The 19992-nt window shown below is 46.0% G+C and carries 12 protein-coding genes and 1 pseudogene; 7 read left to right on the forward strand and 6 right to left on the reverse strand.

Annotation, left to right across the window (positions count from 1 at the left end; genetic code table 11):
* Positions 1 to 52: 52 nt before the first annotated feature.
* The 5 genes and pseudogenes from EXU30_RS12820 to ilvY form a co-directional block, all read right to left on the reverse strand.
* Positions 53 to 4558 (reverse strand): EAL domain-containing protein, encoded by a 4506-nt coding sequence (locus EXU30_RS12820; RefSeq protein ID WP_242620203.1) that lies wholly within the window; start codon positions 4556 to 4558, stop codon positions 53 to 55.
* A gap of 215 nt (positions 4559 to 4773) precedes the next feature.
* Positions 4774 to 5691, reverse strand: coding sequence for an acyltransferase (locus EXU30_RS12825; protein ID WP_130600639.1), 918 nt, complete (start codon positions 5689 to 5691; stop codon positions 4774 to 4776).
* Positions 5692 to 5697: 6 nt separating this feature from the next.
* Positions 5698 to 6636, reverse strand: a complete 939-nt coding sequence (locus tag EXU30_RS12830; protein WP_130600641.1) for an acyltransferase — start codon at positions 6634 to 6636, stop codon at positions 5698 to 5700.
* Positions 6637 to 6711: 75 nt separating this feature from the next.
* Positions 6712 to 8234, reverse strand: a pseudogene (locus tag EXU30_RS12835) (YifB family Mg chelatase-like AAA ATPase).
* 224 nt (positions 8235 to 8458) lie between these two features.
* Complete coding sequence (gene ilvY, locus EXU30_RS12840; RefSeq protein WP_130600643.1) at positions 8459 to 9331, reverse strand: HTH-type transcriptional activator IlvY; 873 nt, start codon at positions 9329 to 9331, stop codon at positions 8459 to 8461.
* A gap of 239 nt (positions 9332 to 9570) precedes the next feature.
* Here ilvY and ilvC point away from each other — a divergent pair, with 239 nt between their 5' ends.
* The 7 genes from ilvC (at position 9571) to EXU30_RS12880 (ending at position 19556) form a co-directional block, all read left to right on the forward strand.
* Positions 9571 to 11052 (forward strand): ketol-acid reductoisomerase, encoded by a 1482-nt coding sequence (gene ilvC / locus EXU30_RS12845; protein WP_130600645.1) that lies wholly within the window; start codon positions 9571 to 9573, stop codon positions 11050 to 11052.
* A gap of 519 nt (positions 11053 to 11571) precedes the next feature.
* Positions 11572 to 13254 (forward strand): acetolactate synthase 2 catalytic subunit, encoded by a 1683-nt coding sequence (gene ilvG / locus EXU30_RS12855; protein WP_130603467.1) that lies wholly within the window; start codon positions 11572 to 11574, stop codon positions 13252 to 13254.
* Complete coding sequence (gene ilvM / locus EXU30_RS12860) at positions 13254 to 13511, forward strand: acetolactate synthase 2 small subunit (RefSeq protein ID WP_130603469.1); 258 nt, start codon at positions 13254 to 13256, stop codon at positions 13509 to 13511. The genes ilvG and ilvM overlap by 1 nt, the downstream gene beginning before the upstream one ends.
* A 92-nt stretch (positions 13512 to 13603) precedes the next feature.
* The gene (ilvD, locus tag EXU30_RS12865) at positions 13604 to 15463 is read left to right on the forward strand and encodes a dihydroxy-acid dehydratase (RefSeq protein WP_130600649.1); all 1860 of its coding nucleotides are present in this window, start codon (positions 13604 to 13606) and stop codon (positions 15461 to 15463) included.
* A gap of 1 nt (position 15464) precedes the next feature.
* On the forward strand, positions 15465 to 17027 hold the full coding sequence (gene ilvA, locus EXU30_RS12870; RefSeq protein WP_130600651.1) for a threonine ammonia-lyase, biosynthetic: 1563 nt from the start codon (positions 15465 to 15467) through the stop codon (positions 17025 to 17027).
* Between the two features lie 197 nt (positions 17028 to 17224).
* A complete protein-coding gene (locus EXU30_RS12875) occupies positions 17225 to 18364 on the forward strand; it encodes a pyridoxal-phosphate-dependent aminotransferase family protein (protein ID WP_130600653.1) in 1140 nt (379 codons plus the stop codon).
* 307 nt (positions 18365 to 18671) lie between these two features.
* Positions 18672 to 19556 (forward strand): substrate-binding periplasmic protein, encoded by an 885-nt coding sequence (locus EXU30_RS12880; protein ID WP_130600655.1) that lies wholly within the window; start codon positions 18672 to 18674, stop codon positions 19554 to 19556.
* A 127-nt stretch (positions 19557 to 19683) separates the two neighbouring features.
* Here the strand turns inward: EXU30_RS12880 and ubiK are convergent, their stop codons facing one another.
* On the reverse strand, positions 19684 to 19971 hold the full coding sequence (gene ubiK, locus EXU30_RS12885) for a ubiquinone biosynthesis accessory factor UbiK (protein ID WP_130600657.1): 288 nt from the start codon (positions 19969 to 19971) through the stop codon (positions 19684 to 19686).
* Positions 19972 to 19992 lie beyond the last annotated feature (21 nt).

Genomic DNA, 19992 nt, shown 5'->3' on the forward strand with positions numbered 1-19992 from the left:
TTGCTAGACCTGCACAAGAAATGCTTGTTCCTATTTCGCCGCTACTTAGCTGCTACTCTAAAGCCAATCCTTTTGGTAGTGCCAGGCGTTTCTTCTTCTCTTCAGTCAGTAAGGCTAAACAGTCTTCAGGTGATAGTGGCTTGCTGAGTAAGAAGCCTTGGACTTGGTCACAGCCATCTTCTTTTAAGAATGACAGCTGCGCCTGAGTTTCTACGCCTTCTGCCACTACATTTAACTCAAGACTGTGAGCAAGGGTAATGATTGCACTGGTAATTGCTGCATCATCTGGGTCTTCAGTAATATCACGTACGAATTCGCGGTCGATTTTCAAAGTATCAATCGGGAAACGTTTTAGGTAACTCAAACTTGAATAGCCGGTTCCAAAATCATCAACCGCAATGGTAAGTCCCAACGCTTTGAGCTGTGACAAAATATCTACCGAGTCTTGTGGGTTACCCATAATCATAGATTCAGTAAGCTCTAGCTCTAAGGCGCTTGCTGGCAAACCGGATACCGCAAGGGCTACCTCAATGGTCGAGATAATATCAGCTTTTAACTGTCTGGCTGACAGGTTTACTGCCACTGAAATATCTTCAAACCCGGCTTGATGCCATTGTGCTAGCTGACCGCAAGCCTGGTTAATTGCCCAGTGGCCGATTTGGTTAATCATGCCTGTTTCTTCTGCCAGTGGAATAAACTCTGCTGGCGAGATAAAGCCTAGCTCTGGGCTTTCCCAGCGAAGCAGTGCTTCTAGGCCGATGATCTGCTGAGTTTTAACGTCATATTTAGGTTGATATACCAAATACAGCTCTTCTTTGCTCATGGCTTGTTTTAGACCTGCTTCAAGCTGTACATGGCGCGTCGCATACTTATTGAGTTGCTCGGTATAGAACTGGAAGTTGTTACGCCCAAGCGATTTGGCGTGATACATGGCTGTATCTGCGTACTTGGTTAGGTTAGTGGTGTCAGTCGCATCGTTTGGATACAAGCTAATGCCTATCGACGGCGAAATGGTGAGCGTCTTATCATCCAATAAAAATGGCGTTTGGAAAGCGTGCAGCACCTTCTCAGCGATTACAGTGGCGGCTTTGGTTTTGGCAACCCCTTCAAGGACGATGGTAAATTCATCGCCGCCTAAACGCGCGACAGTATCGCCTTCACGCACTGAGTTTTGTAAGCGACTTGCCACGGCTTTAAGCAGTAAGTCACCAATGTGGTGACCCATTGAGTCGTTAATGTGTTTAAAACGATCCAGATCGAGGAACAGCAAGGCGACGATTGAATTGGCTCGATGGGCTTTAGTGAGCGCTTGATTTAGCCTGTCCTGGAATAAGGTGCGATTTGGCAGACCAGTTAATGGGTCAAAGTTTGCCAGTACCCGCAGGTCTTCTTCGGCTTTTTTACGTGCAGTAATATCGGTAAATACTGCAACAAAGTGGCTGGTTTCCCCCTTGTTATCAAGTACCTGGTTGATTTCAAGCCAAGCGAGAATACCTTTGCGATCTTTGGTGCGAATTTTAATCTCGCCAGCCCAGTGCTTATGGCGCAGCAATTGACGTTCAACTGCTTGATAAAATTCACGTGAGCGTTTACCCATAGCGAGGAACAAGAAGTGCTTGCCAGCGACTTCTTTGGGCTTAAAACCGGTAATACGGCTAAAGGCAGGGTTAACCGAGCGCACGCGGTAGTCTAGTTCGCCTACCACAACCGCCTCGTTCATACTAAACAGCACTTGCGATGACAGCTTGAGTTCGTTCTCCGTGACTTTTCGATTAGTAATATCTTTGTGAGTGCCCGCCATACGTACGGGGGCATTTTTGTTGTCACGCTCTACAACCTGACCTCGGTCAAGCAGCCATATCCATTTACCCGGCTCTGACTCAATACGATATTCAGCTTCAAAAAACTCACTGTTACCTTCAAGATGCTGGTTAAGTAGGGCCTGTACCTTAGGTTTATCTTCGTTGTGAATATTTTTAATCAGCAGCTGATTTTCGCTTTCGATTTGAATTGGCAATGATAAGTTGGTGCGATAAACCGCATCTTCTTTAATGTTCCAGTCCCACATACCATCGCCAGATGCCCAAAGCGCGAGTTTTAATCGCTCTTCTGAGGCGCGAATACTGGTTTCGAACTCTTTACGCTGTAGCACCTTCTGTCTGCGTGAAATCCACAAAATGGCGATAGCCGTGAGCGCAAGCAAGGTATACAGCAGATAGGCAAAGCGGGTCATATAAAATGGTGGGATCACCGATACGGACACGGTTAGCTCAGGCTCGGCGAATGGGTTGTTACCAAGTGCATGTCTCACTTCAAGTTGGTACTCACCTGGCGGCAGATTGGTGTAGGTGATCTTGCTACCATCTTTGAGGTCATGCCAGCGCTGATCAAAGTTTGTGAGTCGGTAACTAAAGCGATTCAGGCCAGGATAGAGGAAGTTAAGTGAGCTGACTTCAAAGCTAATCACTTGTTTCTCGTAAGGCATGTCAATATGCGGCGTAGATGCTAGGTCGAGAATAGGATGGCTAGTCTCACCTATGGTGTATTGAGTTAACGCCAGTGGAGTTGTCGGGCGTTTGATTGGCACTTGCTGTGGTGAGAAGTGGTTAATACCATTGATGCCACCAAACCACATATCGCCGTTGGCATCTTTATGAGTCACACCTCCATTAAATTCATTTGCCTGCAAGCCTTCATGTTGGTTGTAGCTAATAAAGCTTTGATCTGTTGGGTTATAACGGGTGATCCCTGAATTAGTGCTAAGCCAAAGGTGACCCTGATCGTCTTCCAGCATGCCATAAACAGTGTTGCTTACTTTGTCGGCATTTACATCGACACGCTCAAATGAGAACACACCATAGGCCGTTGATAAGCGATCGATACCGGCATGAGTGGCAACCCAGAAATCGCCATTTTTAGTGAGTAGGAAGTCGCGCACGCGATTATCGCTCAAGCTATCAGGCTTGTTCTTCTCATGTTGCAGAAAGTCGAGCTGCTTTTCCTCTGGCTTTAAACGAACTAAGCCGCCCATAGTGCCTAACCATAAATGGTCTTGATCGTAATGAATTTTGATAATTCGGTGCTTAAAGGGTGAGTAGTCATCTTGAAAGCCAAAGTTGTAGGCGTACATGACATCAGTATTTTCAGAGATGAAATATAAACCAAGCTTGGTGGCAACCCAAACCCTGTGTTTATCATCTATCGCTAGGCTAATCGCTTTGGTATCGGCTCTTAACTTGGGGTCGGCTTGTACTACCATTTTGAATTGGTTGTTTTTGTCTAACTTACCAACGCCATAATTAGAGGCGAACCATAGGCTACCTTGACGGTCCTGAATGATGTCGCCAATAGAGATTTTAAGCTGTGACTCAGGCGTAGAAAGCGCTCTTGCAAACAATTGATTGATGTATTGGTATTGATTGTTATTGTCGAGGTATTTGACTCCAGCCCCTTCAGTACCTATCCATAACTTGCCGTTATTGGCGCGATAGATTGCGCGGATCATGTTCGCCATACGCTGGCGTTCGCTGCGGTAGTCAAACAGATGGTTAAAGTACTGATGGCTTAAGTCGAGCTGATCAATTCCTGCGTATCCCATGCCGAGCCACAATACGCCGTTGCGGTCTAGCAGCAGTTTTTGCACGCTGTTTTCTTTGACGCTTGATAGTCGCTGTGGGTCATGTGTATGAACTTTGGTTTGCCATTTACTGCCGTCGAAGTCGAGCTGGAAAACACCCTCATTATTGCTGATGGCCCAAACTTGAGTTGGGCTGACAACGACAAAATCTTGAATAAAGCCTAAGTCGTTATAGCTGTAGTCTTTAGTCCAGATGAGTTGTTTTTCATGGGTGTCGAGGTTGTAGCGCCAGATTTGGTTATCGATAGCAAGCCAAACTGAGTAAATCGAGCTTGAGCGGATTTTTCTAACTGACATACTTGATGGAATATCAAGTCGTATTATGGTGTTAGAGTCAATAGCGAAGGTGCCGCTATCTTGGGTGCCCACAATAACAAAATTGTCATCGATGTTGGCAACCTGAGTGATCTGAGGATGCACAGTGTTACCTAGGCTAATGGGGGAAACCTTGTTAGTTTTTAGCGAGACAATGAACAGCCCAGATTGAGTCCCTACCCATAATGTATCGCCAATCACATCTAGACTGGTGATCTGCAGTTCGCTTAAACCTTGCTCTTCACCAAAGTGGTTGAACTTGCCAGTGGTAATGTCTAGCCGGTTGAGACCACTATTAAACGTGCCCACCCATAAGCTTCCATCAGGTGACTGAGTAATGTCAGTAATATAGTTGCCAGAGATACTTGCATTGTTGTCGATGTTTTTTATAAAAAGCTGATACTCAACACCGTTGTAACTGTGTAGACCATCTTGAGTACCGACCCACAGCATGCCTGCTCTGTCCATAAACAGGCTGGTAATGGTGTTCTGGTTTAGCTTGTTGGCACTGACAAAACGCTGAAATTTTACTTCAGCGATATCGTTATAGCGGGATTGAGATTGCGCCGTTGCTGCGAGTGATAGAAAAACCACTGCAAACGTCATTAGTCGACTTAGCAAACAAGTTATATCACTTAATTTCAAACGGCACCTGTTAACATTTACATTGCGAACATTCATCTTACAATAATCTTACTTGTAAGCCGTGAAAATTCAATTCTTTAATCAAAATGCAGCTGGTTGTTAGCAGCTTTTTTTGTAAATTAGTGTCAGGCGAAAAAAAAGCGCACTTTAGTGCGCTTTTTATGGTCAATTTAGGTTTATGATTTTAAATGATGCGAATCATACTCAGTAAGCACTTCATGGATTAGCGCATCTTTTTGTTCCCAAATTTGGTTTAGTTGGCGCTGAAACTCTACTCGATATTCAGCTTGTGAGAAATACTCGTCGGCGTTCACCTCAGGTACTGGTAGCACTTCAATTTTCATCACGACTTTTTTCACTCGACCATTCATCACCCCAAAAAGTACATCCTCCTGCGCGTCTGGGTAAACGAGTGTGATGTTAACTAGGCCTTCAAATTGCTCACCCATGGCAGATAGGGTAAAGGCGATACCGCCTGCTTTCGGGCGCAATAAATAGCGATAGGGTGAGTTTTGTCTTTTGCGCTTATCTTCAGTAAAGCGGCTACCTTCTACATAGTTAATGATGGCAGTCGGTAAATATTTAAAGCGCGCGCATACCTTGCGTGTGGTTTCTAAATCTTTGCCCTTGAGCTTTGGGTTCTTTTTTAGTTTGGCTGGGCTTGTACGGTTCATAAACGGCATATCAAGCGCCCAGCAGCCTAAGCCCATGATCGGCACATATAGCAGTTCTTTTTTCAAAAAGAACTTTAGCATAGGTAGATGGTTACGCAGCAAGTAGGTTTTGGCCGCAATATCAAAGCCGCTAACATGGTTACAAATGAGCAAGTACCAACCATTTGGGCTTAGCTTTTCTAGCCCTTCCACGTCCCACTCAATATGAGTGATAAGCTTTAAAATACCGCCATTACAGGTCGCCCAACACCACATACAGCGGTTCATTAGGCGGGATAATTGTGTTCGGAATGCCTGGACAGGAATGAGCAGTTTTACTATCCCACCAATACTAATAATACTGCCCCAAATGGTGGTATTGATAATAAGTAGCAAAGTACTTATTACAAACAAAATTGGGCCAGGTAGAAACGAAAGCATTAAGCCTTATACCTCTTGTTTAACTTGCTCAGTAGATGCATTTAGTGGTGCATCGAGTTGGGCCGATATCTGATTAAGCTCGCTTAGACGTTCATCTTTAGCTAGCCAGATTTGATTTAAGTGTTCCTGGAAGTCAATTTTAAATTGGCGGTCATTTATATAGTCACCGCGCATGGCGTCAGGTATCGCTTGAATCTGAATATCCACATTGACTTCGTCAAGTTCGCCACAAATATACTCCCAAAATGTCGGCACACGGTTTGGGTAATGGATTGTGACATCAACTAAGGTGTTAATTTGTTCACCTAACATTGATAGCGCAAATGCCATGCCGCCAGCTTTGGGCTTGAGCAAATGGTCAAATTGGCTACCTTGCTTGCTGTGCTTTTTATCGGTAAAGCGAGTACCTTCGACAAAGTTCATCACGCTAACAGGCTTGTATTTAAACTTTTCACAAGCGCGGCGCGTCTCTTCAATGTCTTTGCCTTTTAATTTAGGGTTCTTCTTGATTTGTGCATTGCTATAGCGGCGCATAAACGGGAAGTCTAGTGCCCACCAAGCCAAACCAAGAACTGGGACGTATATCAATTCTTGTTTTAAAAAGAACTTTAAAAACGGGATCTTACGGTTAAGTACTCGCTGCAAGATCAGAATATCTACCCAAGACTGGTGATTGGCTATCACCATGTACCACTGCTTTTCACTGAAGTTGCTGTCACCGGTTTGCTTAATTCGCAACGGGTGCATAACGGACTCAATGATCGTGTTGACGCTAATCCATGCTGAAGCACAATTATCGAGAATATAACTACAAGCTGTTCTCAGTGACGCGATTGGAATCAATTTCACTATGCTGAAAATCAAGATCGGTACGATCCAAAAAAAGGTATTTAATACATACCCTAAAAATGCGAATCCACCGCGGATTTTGGCAAATAGTGACATTCATTCCTCCTTAAATTAAATGGAGGCTTATGTTACTCGCACAAGAGCAATTGCTCAATCTGTGACAGCAAATTTTTAGTGGTTAGTCAGCCGAGAGAGTAGCTTATCCATGGCTCGATACCCCAGAGCTTGGGCAAGATGAGTTTTATCTATATTGGGTGAGTGTTGTAGGTCAGCTATGGTGCGCGCGACCCGTTGGATGCGGTGAAAGCTTCGTACTGACAATCCAAGAGCGGTGACGCTTTGCTCTAAAAATAGCAGATCGGCATGGCTAAGTTGAGTGACTTGCTCAAGCTGTTTAGGGCCAAGCTCGCAATTAAGTACACCTTGGCGGTTAAGTTGCAACTGGCGCGCTGTCGCGACACGCGTGGCAACTTCAATACTGGTTTCACCTTTTTGCTGTTGATTATTGGCAAGGGTGCCAGCTGGCAGTTTGGGCACGTCAATGGTGAGATCAAATCTGTCTAAAAATGGGCCGCTGAGGCGAGATAAGTAACGCAAGATTTGATCTGGGGTTGCACGGGCATTATCGGCATCGCCACATGGGCTAGGGTTCATTGCCGCAATCAGCTGAAAGCGACTTTTAAACGTTAGCTTAGCTGCAGCGCGGGAAATGATTATTTCGCCTGTTTCCAGCGGCTCGCGCAGGCAGTCGAGGATTTTCCGTGGAAACTCGGCGACTTCATCTAAAAACAACACCCCGCGATGAGATAGCGATATTTCACCAGGTTTAGGGTTACTGCCGCCGCCAATCAATGAAATATTCGAGCAGGTATGGTGCGGCGCGCGAAATGGCCTTTGTAAAAACGCTTGAGGCTTAATGTGTAATCCGGCAACAGAGTGAATTGCGGCAACTTCAATTGCCTCTTCATAAGAGAGCTTGGGTAGCAATGGCATAATGCGGTTTGCCAACATACTCTTGCCAGTACCTGGCGGGCCAACAAATAGCAAATTGTGACCGCCAGCTGCGGCGATCTCTAAGCCTTGTTTTGCCTGATATTGGCCGATGACCTCACTTAAACATAACGAGGTTTGCTGTTCCTCTTGTTCTATCCACTGAGGTGTGGTGTCCACAAGTGGCAGTTGCGCCTGGCCTTGTAAAAAAGCGCTTAAGTGCTGTAAATGAGCAACAAAAAAAGTATCACGATAGCCTACTAATTCGGCTTCATGACGATTATCAACAGGAATAAATAACCCATGCAGGTCGTCTTTGGCGGCGATAATCGCAGGCAATAAACCATTGCAAGCGCGCACCTCTCCGTTAAGGGCAAGCTCGCCAATAAACTCGCAATTTTTGATGCTGTTAAGCGGAATCTGTTCTGACGCAGCCAGAATGCCTATGGCGATAGGTAAGTCGTATCTGCCGCCTTGTTTAGGGAGATCGGCAGGGCAAGGTTGATGGTTATCCTACGCTGTGGAAACTCAAAGCCTGCGTTAATTAATGCACTGCGAACCCGCTCTTTGGCTTCTCTCACTGAGGTTTCAGGCAGTCCAACAAGGTTAAATGCAGGTAAGCCGTTACTTAAGTGAACTTCAACAGTAACTTTAGGAGCCTCGACTCCAGAGGCTGCGCGAGTGGTAACGCAGGCGATTGCCATAAACAAATCCTTTTGTTTCTTTGTGGGTAAATTCTACCGTTCAAGCTGATGATTTATTCGATACAAATTATAAGCTTGATGGTGTAGCCATCATCAGTGTAGTAGAACAATGAGGCTTATGCTTCAGTTTACTTTGTACTTGTATCATATCGATATTCAGTCGTTTTAGAGTCTAAACTGCTAGCGTTTCCATGTACTCAGTATTAGCTGATAAGCCTACGGGCTTATATCACTTCCAAAAATGCCTTAATAAGTGGCTCGTCGCAGCGTTTTTCTTTACAGCAACAGCCAAGATCAAATGCGGGGATTTTAATTGGTGAGTCAATAATCTGCACTCTGTCTCTCACCGGTGAGTTATTTAGCACCACATCTGGGGTAATACTGATGCCGCAGCCAAGTGCCACCATAGAGGTCATGGCTTCTTGGCCTGACACATGAGCGTATATATTTGGCTTGATTGCCATTTGCTTAAACCAGTTTTCGGCGCGCCTTAATCCAGGGCCATGCTCTGGCACAATAAACGGCACAGCTTGCCAGTCGATATCTGGCTGATTAAGCATTTGCTGCACCTGACAAGGCATATTAGGGGCAAGCAATAATAATGGTACTACGTCAATATGGGCGAAGTGCAGGTTGCTCGGGAAGTCATCTGGGTAGGCGGAAATGGCAATATCAGCGCGGCCGTTTCTTACTTCACTCACTGAGTTTGCCGCATCGCCTGTGATCAAGTTGATTTCAACTTGCGGGTGCTCGCGGCGAAATTTATCTAACAGTGCAGGCAAATGACTATAGGCTGCGGTAACCGAACAATATAGGTTGAGTTTACCTTTTAGAACGCTTTGGTCTGGGTCGACCTTGAGCTGCAACTCGTGCCAATTTGCCAAGGTTTGTTGGGCGAAGTGCTTAAATTCAATCCCTGCCTGGGTGATGCTAACGCTGCGGTTATCTCGCTCAAATAGCTTATTACCAACTTGTTGTTCAAGGCGCTGCAATGCCCGACTTAAGGTCGATGGACTCATGTGAGATTGTTCTGCCGTTTTGGCAAAATGTAAGGTATCACATAAAGTTAGGTACAACTTGAGCGCCTTAATATCCATTGATACCCCTTTCCTGTATTAGTTGCTTTGAGCGTGCTGCTCGAGAGCGAGAGCCGTAGTCAAATATATCGAACAATTATATTGCATAAAATGCAATGTTAAGTTTCGAATATATCATTTTAAGCAATCATTCGCATCCGCTATATTGAAGTCATTCGCACTATTAGCTCGCAAATTAAAACGCATTTAGAAGCTAATAGATTGTGTCCAAAATATCTGTTTTTAAGGTGGTACCAGAGATGGCGAATTATTTTAATTCTTTAAATTTACGTCAGCAGTTAGCCCAGTTAGGGCAGTGTCGTTTTATGGACCCAAGTGAGTTCAGCGACGGTTGTAATTACATTAAAAACTGGAACATTGTTATTCTCGGTTGTGGTGCGCAAGGCTTAAATCAAGGCCTCAATATGCGTGATTCTGGTTTAAATATCTCTTTTGCATTGCGCCCGCAGGCAATTGCTGAAAAGCGTGCTTCATGGCAAAAAGCCACCGATAACGGTTTTACTGTCGGCACGTTCGAAGAGCTGATCCCACAAGCTGATTTAGTATTAAACCTAACGCCAGATAAGCAGCATTCTAATGTGGTGAATGCTGTTATGCCGCTGATGAAGCAAGGCGCGACGCTGTCATACTCTCACGGCTTCAACATTGTTGAAGAGGGCATGCAGGTTCGTGACGATATTACCGTGATCATGGTAGCGCCTAAGTGCCCAGGTACTGAGGTTCGTGAAGAGTACAAGCGTGGCTTTGGTGTACCGACCTTAATTGCTGTTCACCCTGAAAACGACCCTAATGAAGATGGCTTAGCGATTGCCAAAGCTTATGCTAGTGCAACGGGCGGCGATCGCGCAGGTGTCTTGCTTTCATCTTTCATCGCTGAGGTGAAGTCTGACTTAATGGGCGAGCAAACTATTTTGTGCGGCATGCTGCAAACGGGTGCCATCTTGGGCTACGACAAGATGGTGGCTGATGGTGTTGAGCCTGGCTATGCCGCCAAACTTATTCAGCAAGGCTGGGAGACGGTTACCGAGGCGCTGAAGCATGGTGGTATCACCCACATGATGGATCGCCTTTCAAACCCAGCCAAAATCAAAGCCTTTGATATGGCTGAAGAGTTAAAGCAAATTTTAACGCCGTTATTTGAAAAACACATGGATGACATCATCAGCGGAGAGTTTTCAAAAGTGATGATGGAAGATTGGGCCAATGACGATGCGAATCTACTTCGCTGGCGCAGTGAAACCAATGACACCGCATTTGAAAATGCCCCTGTAACCGATGAGCATATCGACGAGCAAGCTTACTTTGATAAAGGTATTTTCCTTGTTGCCATGATCAAAGCCGGTGTTGAGTTAGCGTTCGATACCATGGTTGCCGCAGGTATTGTTGAAGAGTCTGCATACTATGAGTCGCTGCATGAAACGCCGCTTATTGCCAATACCATTGCCCGTAAACGTCTATACGAGATGAATGTGGTGATTTCAGATACTGCTGAATATGGTTGTTACCTATTTAACCATGCTGCACTGCCGCTGCTACGAGATTACGTAAACGCTATGCCAGCAGAGGTATTAGGTTCAGGCTTAAGCGATAGCTCAAACAGTGTTGATAACCTGCGTTTAATCGAGGTGAATCAGGCTATTCGCAACACTGATGTTGAATTTGTGGGCGCAGAGTTACGCGGTTACATGACCGACATGAAGCGCATTGTTGAAGCCCAATAATTGTTTCTAGCTAACGAGTGGTACCTGCTTAGGAAAAGATTTCAGTAGTCAGGCAGGCAAGTTTAGAACAAATATATTTTGGTATTGATGGTCGATTAGGAGAGTTTAAATGATTGATCGTCAATACAATATTTTTTGTTGTTGTTTGCATTGTCTCGGCAAGGACGCTGAAATTTTTTTTACAACGCAGATTAACCCTTGTGCCACGAAAAGCTTTTGTGGTACTTGTAATAGCACAGCTTCTGGTGCTGCTTTTGGTATTAGTAGTAGCTCAGAACGCAATAGCGTTAATGACACCAAGTTTATTCGATTAGGACAACAAGCCAAATTATGTTTAATCAAACCACTGTACTCATTATTGAGATTATTACCGTCGTGATTATTAAATCACAGCGGGGGTGGTGTATGGCATCTAATCAGACTTAACGTCAGTAAAAGATTGCAAAACCCCGCTCCGAAAGGAACGGGGGTTTTTTCGTTTTAGGGCTTTGGAAAACGTAACTTAGGTTGAAACACATGATGGGATCAGGGCAGAAAATTCGCGGAGCAGATGCAGTTATCAAGGTGTTAGCTGCTCATGGCGTTAACACGGTATTTGGTTATCCAGGTGGCGCGATTATGCCGATCTATGATGCCCTGTATGGCAGCAGTGTTGAGCATGTGCTCAGTCGCCACGAGCAAGGCGCCGCATTTGCCGCGTTAGGTTATGCCCGTGCAAGTGGAAAAACCGGTGTGTGCTTCGCCACTTCTGGCCCTGGCGCGACTAACCTTATCACCTCACTTGCCGATGCCTTGCTTGACTCTGTTCCTGTGGTGGCAATTACCGGCCAAGTGCCAACCGCGGTTATCGGTACAGACGCATTTCAAGAAATCGACGTACTAGGTATGTCACTGTCATGCACCAAGCATAGTTTTATGGTTAATAGCATTGATGAGCTGATCCCAACGCTTTATCAGGCATTTGAACTCGCCGCTTCTGGTCGCCCTGGCCCTGTGTTAGTTGATATCCCTAAAGACATTCAAGTGGCACAGCTTGAGTACAAGGCGCCGCTGCAGTCCGTTGCTAAAGAGCAAGAGCCTAAACTTGATGCGCTAAGCCAGGCTGCAGAGCTTATCCAGAATGCAACTAAGCCAATCTTGTATGTTGGCGGCGGTGTGGGCATGGCGGGCGCAGTAGGGCATTTACGCGCGTTTATCGATGCCACGCAAATCCCAAGTGTTGCCACACTTAAAGGCTTAGGCGCAATTGCCCATGGCACTGAAGGCTACCTTGGCATGTTAGGCATGCATGGCACCAAAGCCGCTAACCTGGCGGTGCAAGATAGCGATTTACTCATCGTGGTGGGTGCAAGATTTGATGATCGGGTTACCGGCAAGTTAGATACCTTTGCACCCAATGCCAAGGTGGTACATCTTGATATCGACGCAGCAGAGCTTGGCAAGCTACGTATGCCTGATGTCGCTATTGGCGCTGAGCTGCGCTTGGTATTGCCGCAGCTGACTAAGCTATTAACTGAAAAAATCAACATTAAGCCGTGGCGCGCGGAAGTTGCCGAGCTGTATCAAACTCACCAATGGCGTTATGAGCATCCGGGCGAGCTAATTTACGCACCAGCTATGCTGCGCCGCCTAGCCAACAAGCTGCCAAACAATAGTGTGGTGAGCTGTGATGTGGGCCAGCATCAAATGTGGGTTGCTCAGCATATGTGGTTTCGTCGCCCTGAAGATCATTTATCAAGCGCAGGTTTGGGCACGATGGGCTTTGGTTTACCAGCAGCCATTGGCGCGCAAATCGCCCGTACAGATGCCTGTGTAGTAACGGTTTCTGGTGATGGCTCTTTTATGATGAACGTGCAAGAGCTCACCACCATTAAGCGCAAAAAGCTGCCGGTAAAAATCTTGTTACTGGATAACCAAAAACTTGGCATGGTTAAGCAGTGGCAGCAGCTATTTTTTGAAGAGCGTTACAGTGAAACCGATTTATCTGATAACCCAGATTTCGTCAAAATGGCCGCCGCGTTTGATATTCCAGGACGCACCATTTTTAAAGCAAGTGAAGTCGAGCAAGCACTGGATGACATGCTAAATAGCACAGGCCCATACATGCTGCATGTGGCTATCGATGATGCCTTTAACGTTTGGCCTTTGGTTCCGCCAGGGGCAAGTAATTCTGAAATGATGGAAAACACGGAGACAAGATGATGATGCATACCCTAGCGATAACTGTACAACAGCGTCCTGAAGTGCTTGAGCGTGTGCTGCGAGTCACACGTCACCGCGGTTTTACCGTCACTAATATGCAAATGCGCCTGCTTGATGATGCTAGCATGGCGTTAGATATGCAGGTACAAGCCGAGCGCGCCATTGAGCTATTGAGCAACCAGCTTGATAAGCTGATTGATGTAACGCACTGTGAGGTGTTAACCCAAGCATCCGCTAAGCAGCGTGCTCACGCATAACGCCTGCGAGTGTTATGCAGAAACGATAAAACGTTAAAACAGTAAAACAATAAATAAAATATTTAGCCGCAAACAATCAAAGGAGTTTGGCGATGGCGAAACTAAGATCAGCAACCAGTACCGAAGGTCGTAACATGGCTGGTGCGCGCGCACTGTGGCGTGCAACAGGTGTGAAAGATAATGACTTTGGCAAGCCGATTGTTGCGATTGCGAACTCATTCACCCAGTTTGTGCCGGGTCATGTTCACTTAAAAGACATGGGCTCACTCGTTGCGAGCGCCATTGAAGAAGCAGGTGGCATCGCGAAAGAATTTAATACCATTGCTGTTGATGACGGTATTGCTATGGGTCATGGCGGCATGCTTTATAGTTTGCCATCGCGGGAGTTGATCGCCGATAGCGTCGAATACATGGTGAACGCTCACTGCGCTGATGCCCTAGTTTGTATCTCCAACTGCGACAAGATCACCCCTGGCATGTTGATGGCAGCATTACGACTGAATATTCCAGTGGTGTTTGTTTCTGGCGGACCAATGGAGGCCGGCAAAACTAAGCTGTCAGATAAAATCATCAAGCTAGATTTAGTTGATGCCATGGTGGCAGCGGCTGATAGTAATGTTAGCGATGAAGACAGCGATAAAATCGAGCGCAGTGCCTGTCCAACCTGTGGCTCGTGCTCGGGTATGTTTACCGCCAACTCTATGAATTGCTTAACCGAGGCGCTGGGTTTATCTCTGCCAGGCAATGGTTCAATGCTGGCAACCCACGCTGATAGACGTGAGCTATTTTTAGAAGCAGGGCGCAGAGTTATGAGCTTGGCTAAGCGTTACTATCAGCAAGATGATGACAGCGCATTGCCGCGCAATATCGCCAACTTTAAAGCCTTTGAAAACGCCATGGCGTTAGATATTGCCATGGGCGGTTCTTCTAATACTGTGCTGCATTTATTGGCCGCAGCTCAGGAGGCCGAGGTCGACTTTACCATGGCAGATATCGACCGCATGTCACGTAAAGTGCCGCATCTATGTAAAGTGGCGCCCGCTACGCCCCAATATCATATGGAAGATGTACACCGAGCAGGTGGTGTAATGGGGATTCTTGGCGAGCTAGACCGTGCAGGCTTATTACACAATGATGTGGCTCACGTAGCAGCCGATGAAGGCGGCAATCTAAAGTCGGTACTAGCTAAATACGACATCAAGCATACTGACGATGCTGCTGTGCAGCAATTCTTTGCCGCAGGTCCTGCAGGCATTCCAACCCAAACCGCATTTAGCCAAGACTGTCGTTGGGATAGCGTTGATAGTGACCGCGTTAAAGGCTGTATTCGCAGTCGCGACAATGCCTTTTCACAAGAAGGTGGCCTTGCTGTACTTTCAGGCAATGTCGCTGAGCATGGCTGCATTGTCAAAACTGCAGGAGTGGATGAATCTAACCTAACCTTTGTTGGTAGCGCTCGTGTGTACGAGAGTCAAGATGACGCAGTTGCCGGTATTTTAGAGGGCGAAGTGGTTGCGGGCGATGTGGTGGTTATTCGCTATGAAGGCCCAAAAGGTGGCCCAGGCATGCAGGAAATGCTCTATCCGACTTCTTACCTTAAATCTCGCGGCTTAGGCACTCAGTGCGCGTTAATCACAGATGGACGTTTCTCCGGTGGCACTTCAGGTTTATCAATTGGTCATATCTCGCCAGAGGCCGCATCGGGCGGCACCATAGGCTTAATTGAGAACGGCGATGAGATTGCTATTGATATACCAAGTCGCGCAATTAGCTTAAACGTTGCTGATGATGAACTTGCACGTCGCCGTGCGGCAATGGAAGCTAAAGGCACACTTGCCTGGAAGCCGCTTGAGCGCCAGCGTTATGTGTCTTTAGCGTTAAAAGCTTATGCCATGCTTGCCACTAGTGCCGACAAAGGCGCGGTGCGCGATCGCACTAAGCTGGAGGGCTAACATGTTAGCCCGCAGCACAGATGCTTTAGTTGAGGGAGAGCCTATGTCTCTTGCACAAACCTATCTGCAAAAAATCTTGCTAGCCAGTGTCTATGACGTGGCAAAAGTGACCCCGTTGAGTGAGCTTAAAAAGCTATCGGCAAGGTTAGCCTGCCCTGTGCTGCTAAAGCGCGAAGATATGCAGCCAGTGCATTCTTTCAAGCTGCGCGGCGCCTATAACCGGATTGCTCAGCTAACAGCATCAGAGGCTGAAAAGGGCGTAGTTTGTGCCTCTGCGGGTAATCATGCTCAAGGTGTGGCGATGTCGGCAAGTGCCAAAGGTATCGATGCGGTGATTGTGATGCCGCAAACCACGCCAGATATTAAAGTCGATGCGGTAAAGCGCCTTGGCGGCACTGTGGTACTGCACGGGCAAAGTTTTGATCAAGCTAATGCCCATGCCCAGCATTTGTCGCAATCTCAAGGTCGAGTGTATATCGCCCCATTTGATGATGAAGCTGTCATCGCAGGGCAGGGCACTATTGCGCAAGAGATGTTGCAGCAGCGCCGCGATCTTGAGGCTGTGTTTGTGCCTGTTGGCGGCGGTGGCTTAGTTGCAGGTATTGCCGCTTACTATAAAGCGGTGATGCCGCAAGTTAAGGTGATAGCGGTTGAGCCTGAAGATGCAGCTTGTTTGAAAGCCGCTATGGAAGCGGGCGAAGAAGTAGAGCTTGACCAAGTTGGTCTGTTTGCCGATGGCGTTGCAGTAAAAAAAATCGGCTCTGCGCCATTTTTGCTGGCTAAGCAATACGTTGATGATGTGGTGACGGTAAGCTCAGATGAAATTTGCGCGGCAGTGAAAGATATTTTTGAAGATACTCGCGCCATTGCTGAGCCTGCTGGTGCGCTGTCCCTTGCCGGGCTTAAAAAGTATCAACAGCAAACGCAAATGACTGGCCCTGTTGCCGCGATTTTAAGCGGCGCCAATGTCAATTTTCACAGCTTGCGTTATGTGTCTGAGCGCTGTGAGTTGGGTGAGCAAAAAGAAGCAGTTCTGGCTGTTACCGTACCTGAAAAACCTGGCAGCTTTTTACGTTTTTGTCAGCTACTTGGCTCTCGGGCGATGACTGAGTGTAATTATCGTTTTTCAAGTCGTGACCGCGCTGTGGTATTTGCCGGGATCCGCTTGACCAATGGTCAGCGCGAGCTAGAACAGATTGTAGCAACGCTGGAAGCCGAAGGCTTTGAAGTGCAGGACTTATCCAATGATGAAACCGCGAAGTTACACGTGCGTTATATGGTTGGCGGGCAGCCGCCTGTAGCCATTAATGAGCGCATTTTTAGCTTTGAATTCCCAGAGCATCCCGGTGCTTTACTTAAGTTTCTAACCACATCGCAAAGCCAGTGGAATATCAGTTTATTTCACTATCGTAACCATGGCGCTGCTTTTGGTCGTGTGCTGGTGGGCTTTGAAGTGCCAGAGAGTGACTCACTCGCCTTTGCACGCTTTTTAACTGAGCTTGGGTTTGTGTATCAAGAAGAGACAGATAATCCGGCCTATCAACTGTTTCTTAATAAGGCCTAAGACTTAGTAGCGGCATAATTAACTAAACGGTACTACTTTCGCTTATTTGCGGTTGTGGTACAGTTTTGGTCGATAATAAAAAGCTAAAACGAGAATATACTCGTTGGCTCAATAACTTAATGTAGGGTAAAGACTGCAGTTTGCTTAGTAGGCAAGCTGGGTCACAGTTGTATTTGTGATTTCTTAAGGAGAAATAGATGTTACCCGTACCGACCACTAATGCCTTTGTTCCACCACGTCGCACCCTAATGGGACCTGGTCCATCCGATGTTTACCCACAAGTATTAAGCGCGCAGTCGAAACCGACTATTGGTCATTTAGACCCATTATTTGTTGCCATGATGGACGAGTTAAAAGCACTTATTCAATACGCTTTTCAAACCAAAAATGAGATGACATTAGCCGTATCTGCGCCGGGCAGTGCGGGGATGGAAACTTGCTTTGTTAATCTAGTTGAGCCAGGTGAGAAGGTCATTGTTTGTCGTAATGGCGTATTTGGTGAGCGTATGCGCCAAAACGTTGAGCGTGTTGGCGCTAAAGCGGTGGTGGTTGATAACAAGTGGGGCGAAAGTGTTTCTCCTGAGTTGGTTGAGCAAGCGCTAATTGCCAACCCGGATGCTAAATTTTTAGCCTTTGTGCATGCTGAAACCTCTACGGGGGCATTGTCTGATGCAAAAACCTTATGTCAGCTAGCTCGGAAGCACGATTGCCTAACCATAGTCGATGCTGTTACTTCCCTTGGCGGTGTTGAGCTGCGAGTTGATGATTGGGGCATTGATGCGATTTATTCTGGTAGCCAAAAATGTCTATCGTGTGTGCCGGGTTTATCGCCTGTGTCATTTTCACCGAAAGCGGTTGAGAAACTTTCTAATCGCACCACACCTGTTCAAAGCTGGTTTTTAGATCAAAGCTTGGTAATGGGATATTGGGGAGCGGGTAATAGCGGCGCTAAACGTAGTTATCATCATACTGCACCCGTTAATGCTCTTTATGCGCTGCATGAGTCATTAAGGCTGCTTGCAGAAGAAGGGCTAGAGAATGCCTGGCAGCGCCATCAAGATATGCATCAACTTCTCAAGGCTGGGCTAAATAAATTGGGGCTTGAGTTTGTGGTGGATGAAGATAGTCGCTTACCGCAGCTCAATGCACTGTATATCCCGCAAGGTGTTGATGATGCAGAGGTAAGACAGCGGTTATTAAATGACTATAACTTGGAAATTGGTGCCGGTCTTGGCGATCTTGCTGGCAAAGCTTGGCGTATCGGTTTGATGGGCTATGGTGCACGTCGCGAAAATGTTGCACTTTGTTTGCGAGCATTGGAAGAAGTGCTGAGTTAGTTAACATTTGGTTATCAGTCTGTCGCAGTTTGAATAAACTACACCAAAAAATTGGCGCATTAGCGCCTTTTTTTCTACCTTTAAAGTGTCGCTTGTAGTTGATAGTGACGGGCCGATATGAAGCTACTTGTAGATGATAGTAGCTGGCCTTTTTGAAATGCTACCGCTTCAGCGTTGATCTTCTAAGCGATGGTAACCAATAACAATATTCACATACTTGTGCTGTTGAGTATTGAATAGTTAAGTGACGTCTCGCTTAAATGTTACCCACTTAAGTGGGATTGCTACGAGTTAGAAAGGATTCTATATGTCGTACTCATGGATGCTTGCCTTTTTACATCGCGTATTATCCCGTTTTACTTCTCTAACGTCTTTCCTTATCGCTAGGTCAAAGAGTGATCATAATTTGCCACTTATGCTGGATGGCCGCTTTTTTCTGACGGTTAGCTTGTCGATTGCAGCTGGCGCACAAGTGAGTGCTCCGGTGTTGGCTATAGAGCAAACCAAAAACTCACCCAAGGTCATTATCGCATCTGCACATAATCGCCCACCGTATATTATTGAGGATGATAAACAAGGGTTAGAGCTAGCGATTATTCGTCAGGCATTTAAGGTTGTCGGGGTTGAAGTGGATTTTCGCTTTTCTTCTCGTAAGCGCCAGCACTTGAGTTTTGAGCAACATAAGGTCGATGCAGTGATGACCATGAGCTCGCATTTGTCGGTATCTTCTTATTGGTCACAGCCTTATATTACCTATCAAAACGTGGCGATAAGCTTGGCGAGTAGACAATTTCATATAGACCGATTGGCGCAGCTAAGAGACTTTAGGTTGACCAGTTTTTTAAACGCAAGCAAGACATTGGGACCCGAGTTTTTACAAATGGCTAGCGAGCATTTGAGCTATATGGAAATTTCGCCACAACATAGACAAAACAGGATGCTATATCTAGATAGAGTGGATGTTGTAATAGCAGACAAGTATGTGTTTCAACACTTAAATACGCTTATAAATGATGAAGTGGACACGAGTCCTGAACTCGCTTTTGACCATGTGATTGCCAACAAAGGTTATCATGTGCTGTTTCACGATGAGCGCTTAAGGGATAGCTTTGATAAAGGCTTAAGCTTGATCAAACAAAATGGTGTATACCAGCAATTAACTGATCGCTACCTTGGTCATTATCGGCATTAATTTACCAGACGACACTGGCATTGACACCAATATTGGAGCTGTGAAAAACAATATTAGAGCCAAGTACAACAATAAAGGGCACCTAGGTGCCCTTTATCATTCACAGTTGCAAGGAGCTTTGACTAAGCTACTCTGCTGAATCTGGTTGATTACCATTCTCTGTATTCTTTTCAGCAAGCATGGCTTCTAGGGCGCTAACCTGAGTTTGCAAAGCTTCTAGTTTTTCGCGAGTTTTTAATAGTACATGCTGCTGTACTTCAAACTCTTCACGAGAAACAACATCAAGTTTCATTAATTGTGACTGTATGATCTGTTTACTTTTTTCTTCAAACTCACCGGCAAACTGCTTAACGCCATTAGGGAGATTGTCGCTAAGTTGCTTAGCAACTTCTTCAATTTTCTTTGGATTGATCATGGCTTATTCCTAGGTAGTGTA

Origin of the sequence: Shewanella maritima (assembly GCF_004295345.1) — a bacterium.
GTDB lineage: Bacteria > Pseudomonadota > Gammaproteobacteria > Enterobacterales > Shewanellaceae > Shewanella > Shewanella maritima.

Excerpts from the sequence above, each read along its gene's own strand:
- EXU30_RS12820 (WP_242620203.1), bottom strand. The coding sequence starts at position 4,558 with ATGACGTTTGCAGTGGTTTTTCTATCACTCGCAGCAACGGCGCAATCT.
- EXU30_RS12825 (WP_130600639.1), bottom strand. The coding sequence starts at position 5,691 with ATGCTTTCGTTTCTACCTGGCCCAATTTTGTTTGTAATAAGTACTTTG.
- EXU30_RS12830 (WP_130600641.1), bottom strand. The coding sequence starts at position 6,636 with ATGTCACTATTTGCCAAAATCCGCGGTGGATTCGCATTTTTAGGGTAT.
- ilvY (WP_130600643.1), bottom strand. The coding sequence starts at position 9,331 with ATGGATATTAAGGCGCTCAAGTTGTACCTAACTTTATGTGATACCTTA.
- ilvC (WP_130600645.1), top strand. The coding sequence starts at position 9,571 with ATGGCGAATTATTTTAATTCTTTAAATTTACGTCAGCAGTTAGCCCAG.
- ilvG (WP_130603467.1), top strand. The coding sequence starts at position 11,572 with ATGGGATCAGGGCAGAAAATTCGCGGAGCAGATGCAGTTATCAAGGTG.
- ilvM (WP_130603469.1), top strand. The coding sequence starts at position 13,254 with ATGATGCATACCCTAGCGATAACTGTACAACAGCGTCCTGAAGTGCTT.
- ilvD (WP_130600649.1), top strand. The coding sequence starts at position 13,604 with ATGGCGAAACTAAGATCAGCAACCAGTACCGAAGGTCGTAACATGGCT.
- ilvA (WP_130600651.1), top strand. The coding sequence starts at position 15,465 with ATGTTAGCCCGCAGCACAGATGCTTTAGTTGAGGGAGAGCCTATGTCT.
- EXU30_RS12875 (WP_130600653.1), top strand. The coding sequence starts at position 17,225 with ATGTTACCCGTACCGACCACTAATGCCTTTGTTCCACCACGTCGCACC.
- EXU30_RS12880 (WP_130600655.1), top strand. The coding sequence starts at position 18,672 with ATGTCGTACTCATGGATGCTTGCCTTTTTACATCGCGTATTATCCCGT.
- ubiK (WP_130600657.1), bottom strand. The coding sequence starts at position 19,971 with ATGATCAATCCAAAGAAAATTGAAGAAGTTGCTAAGCAACTTAGCGAC.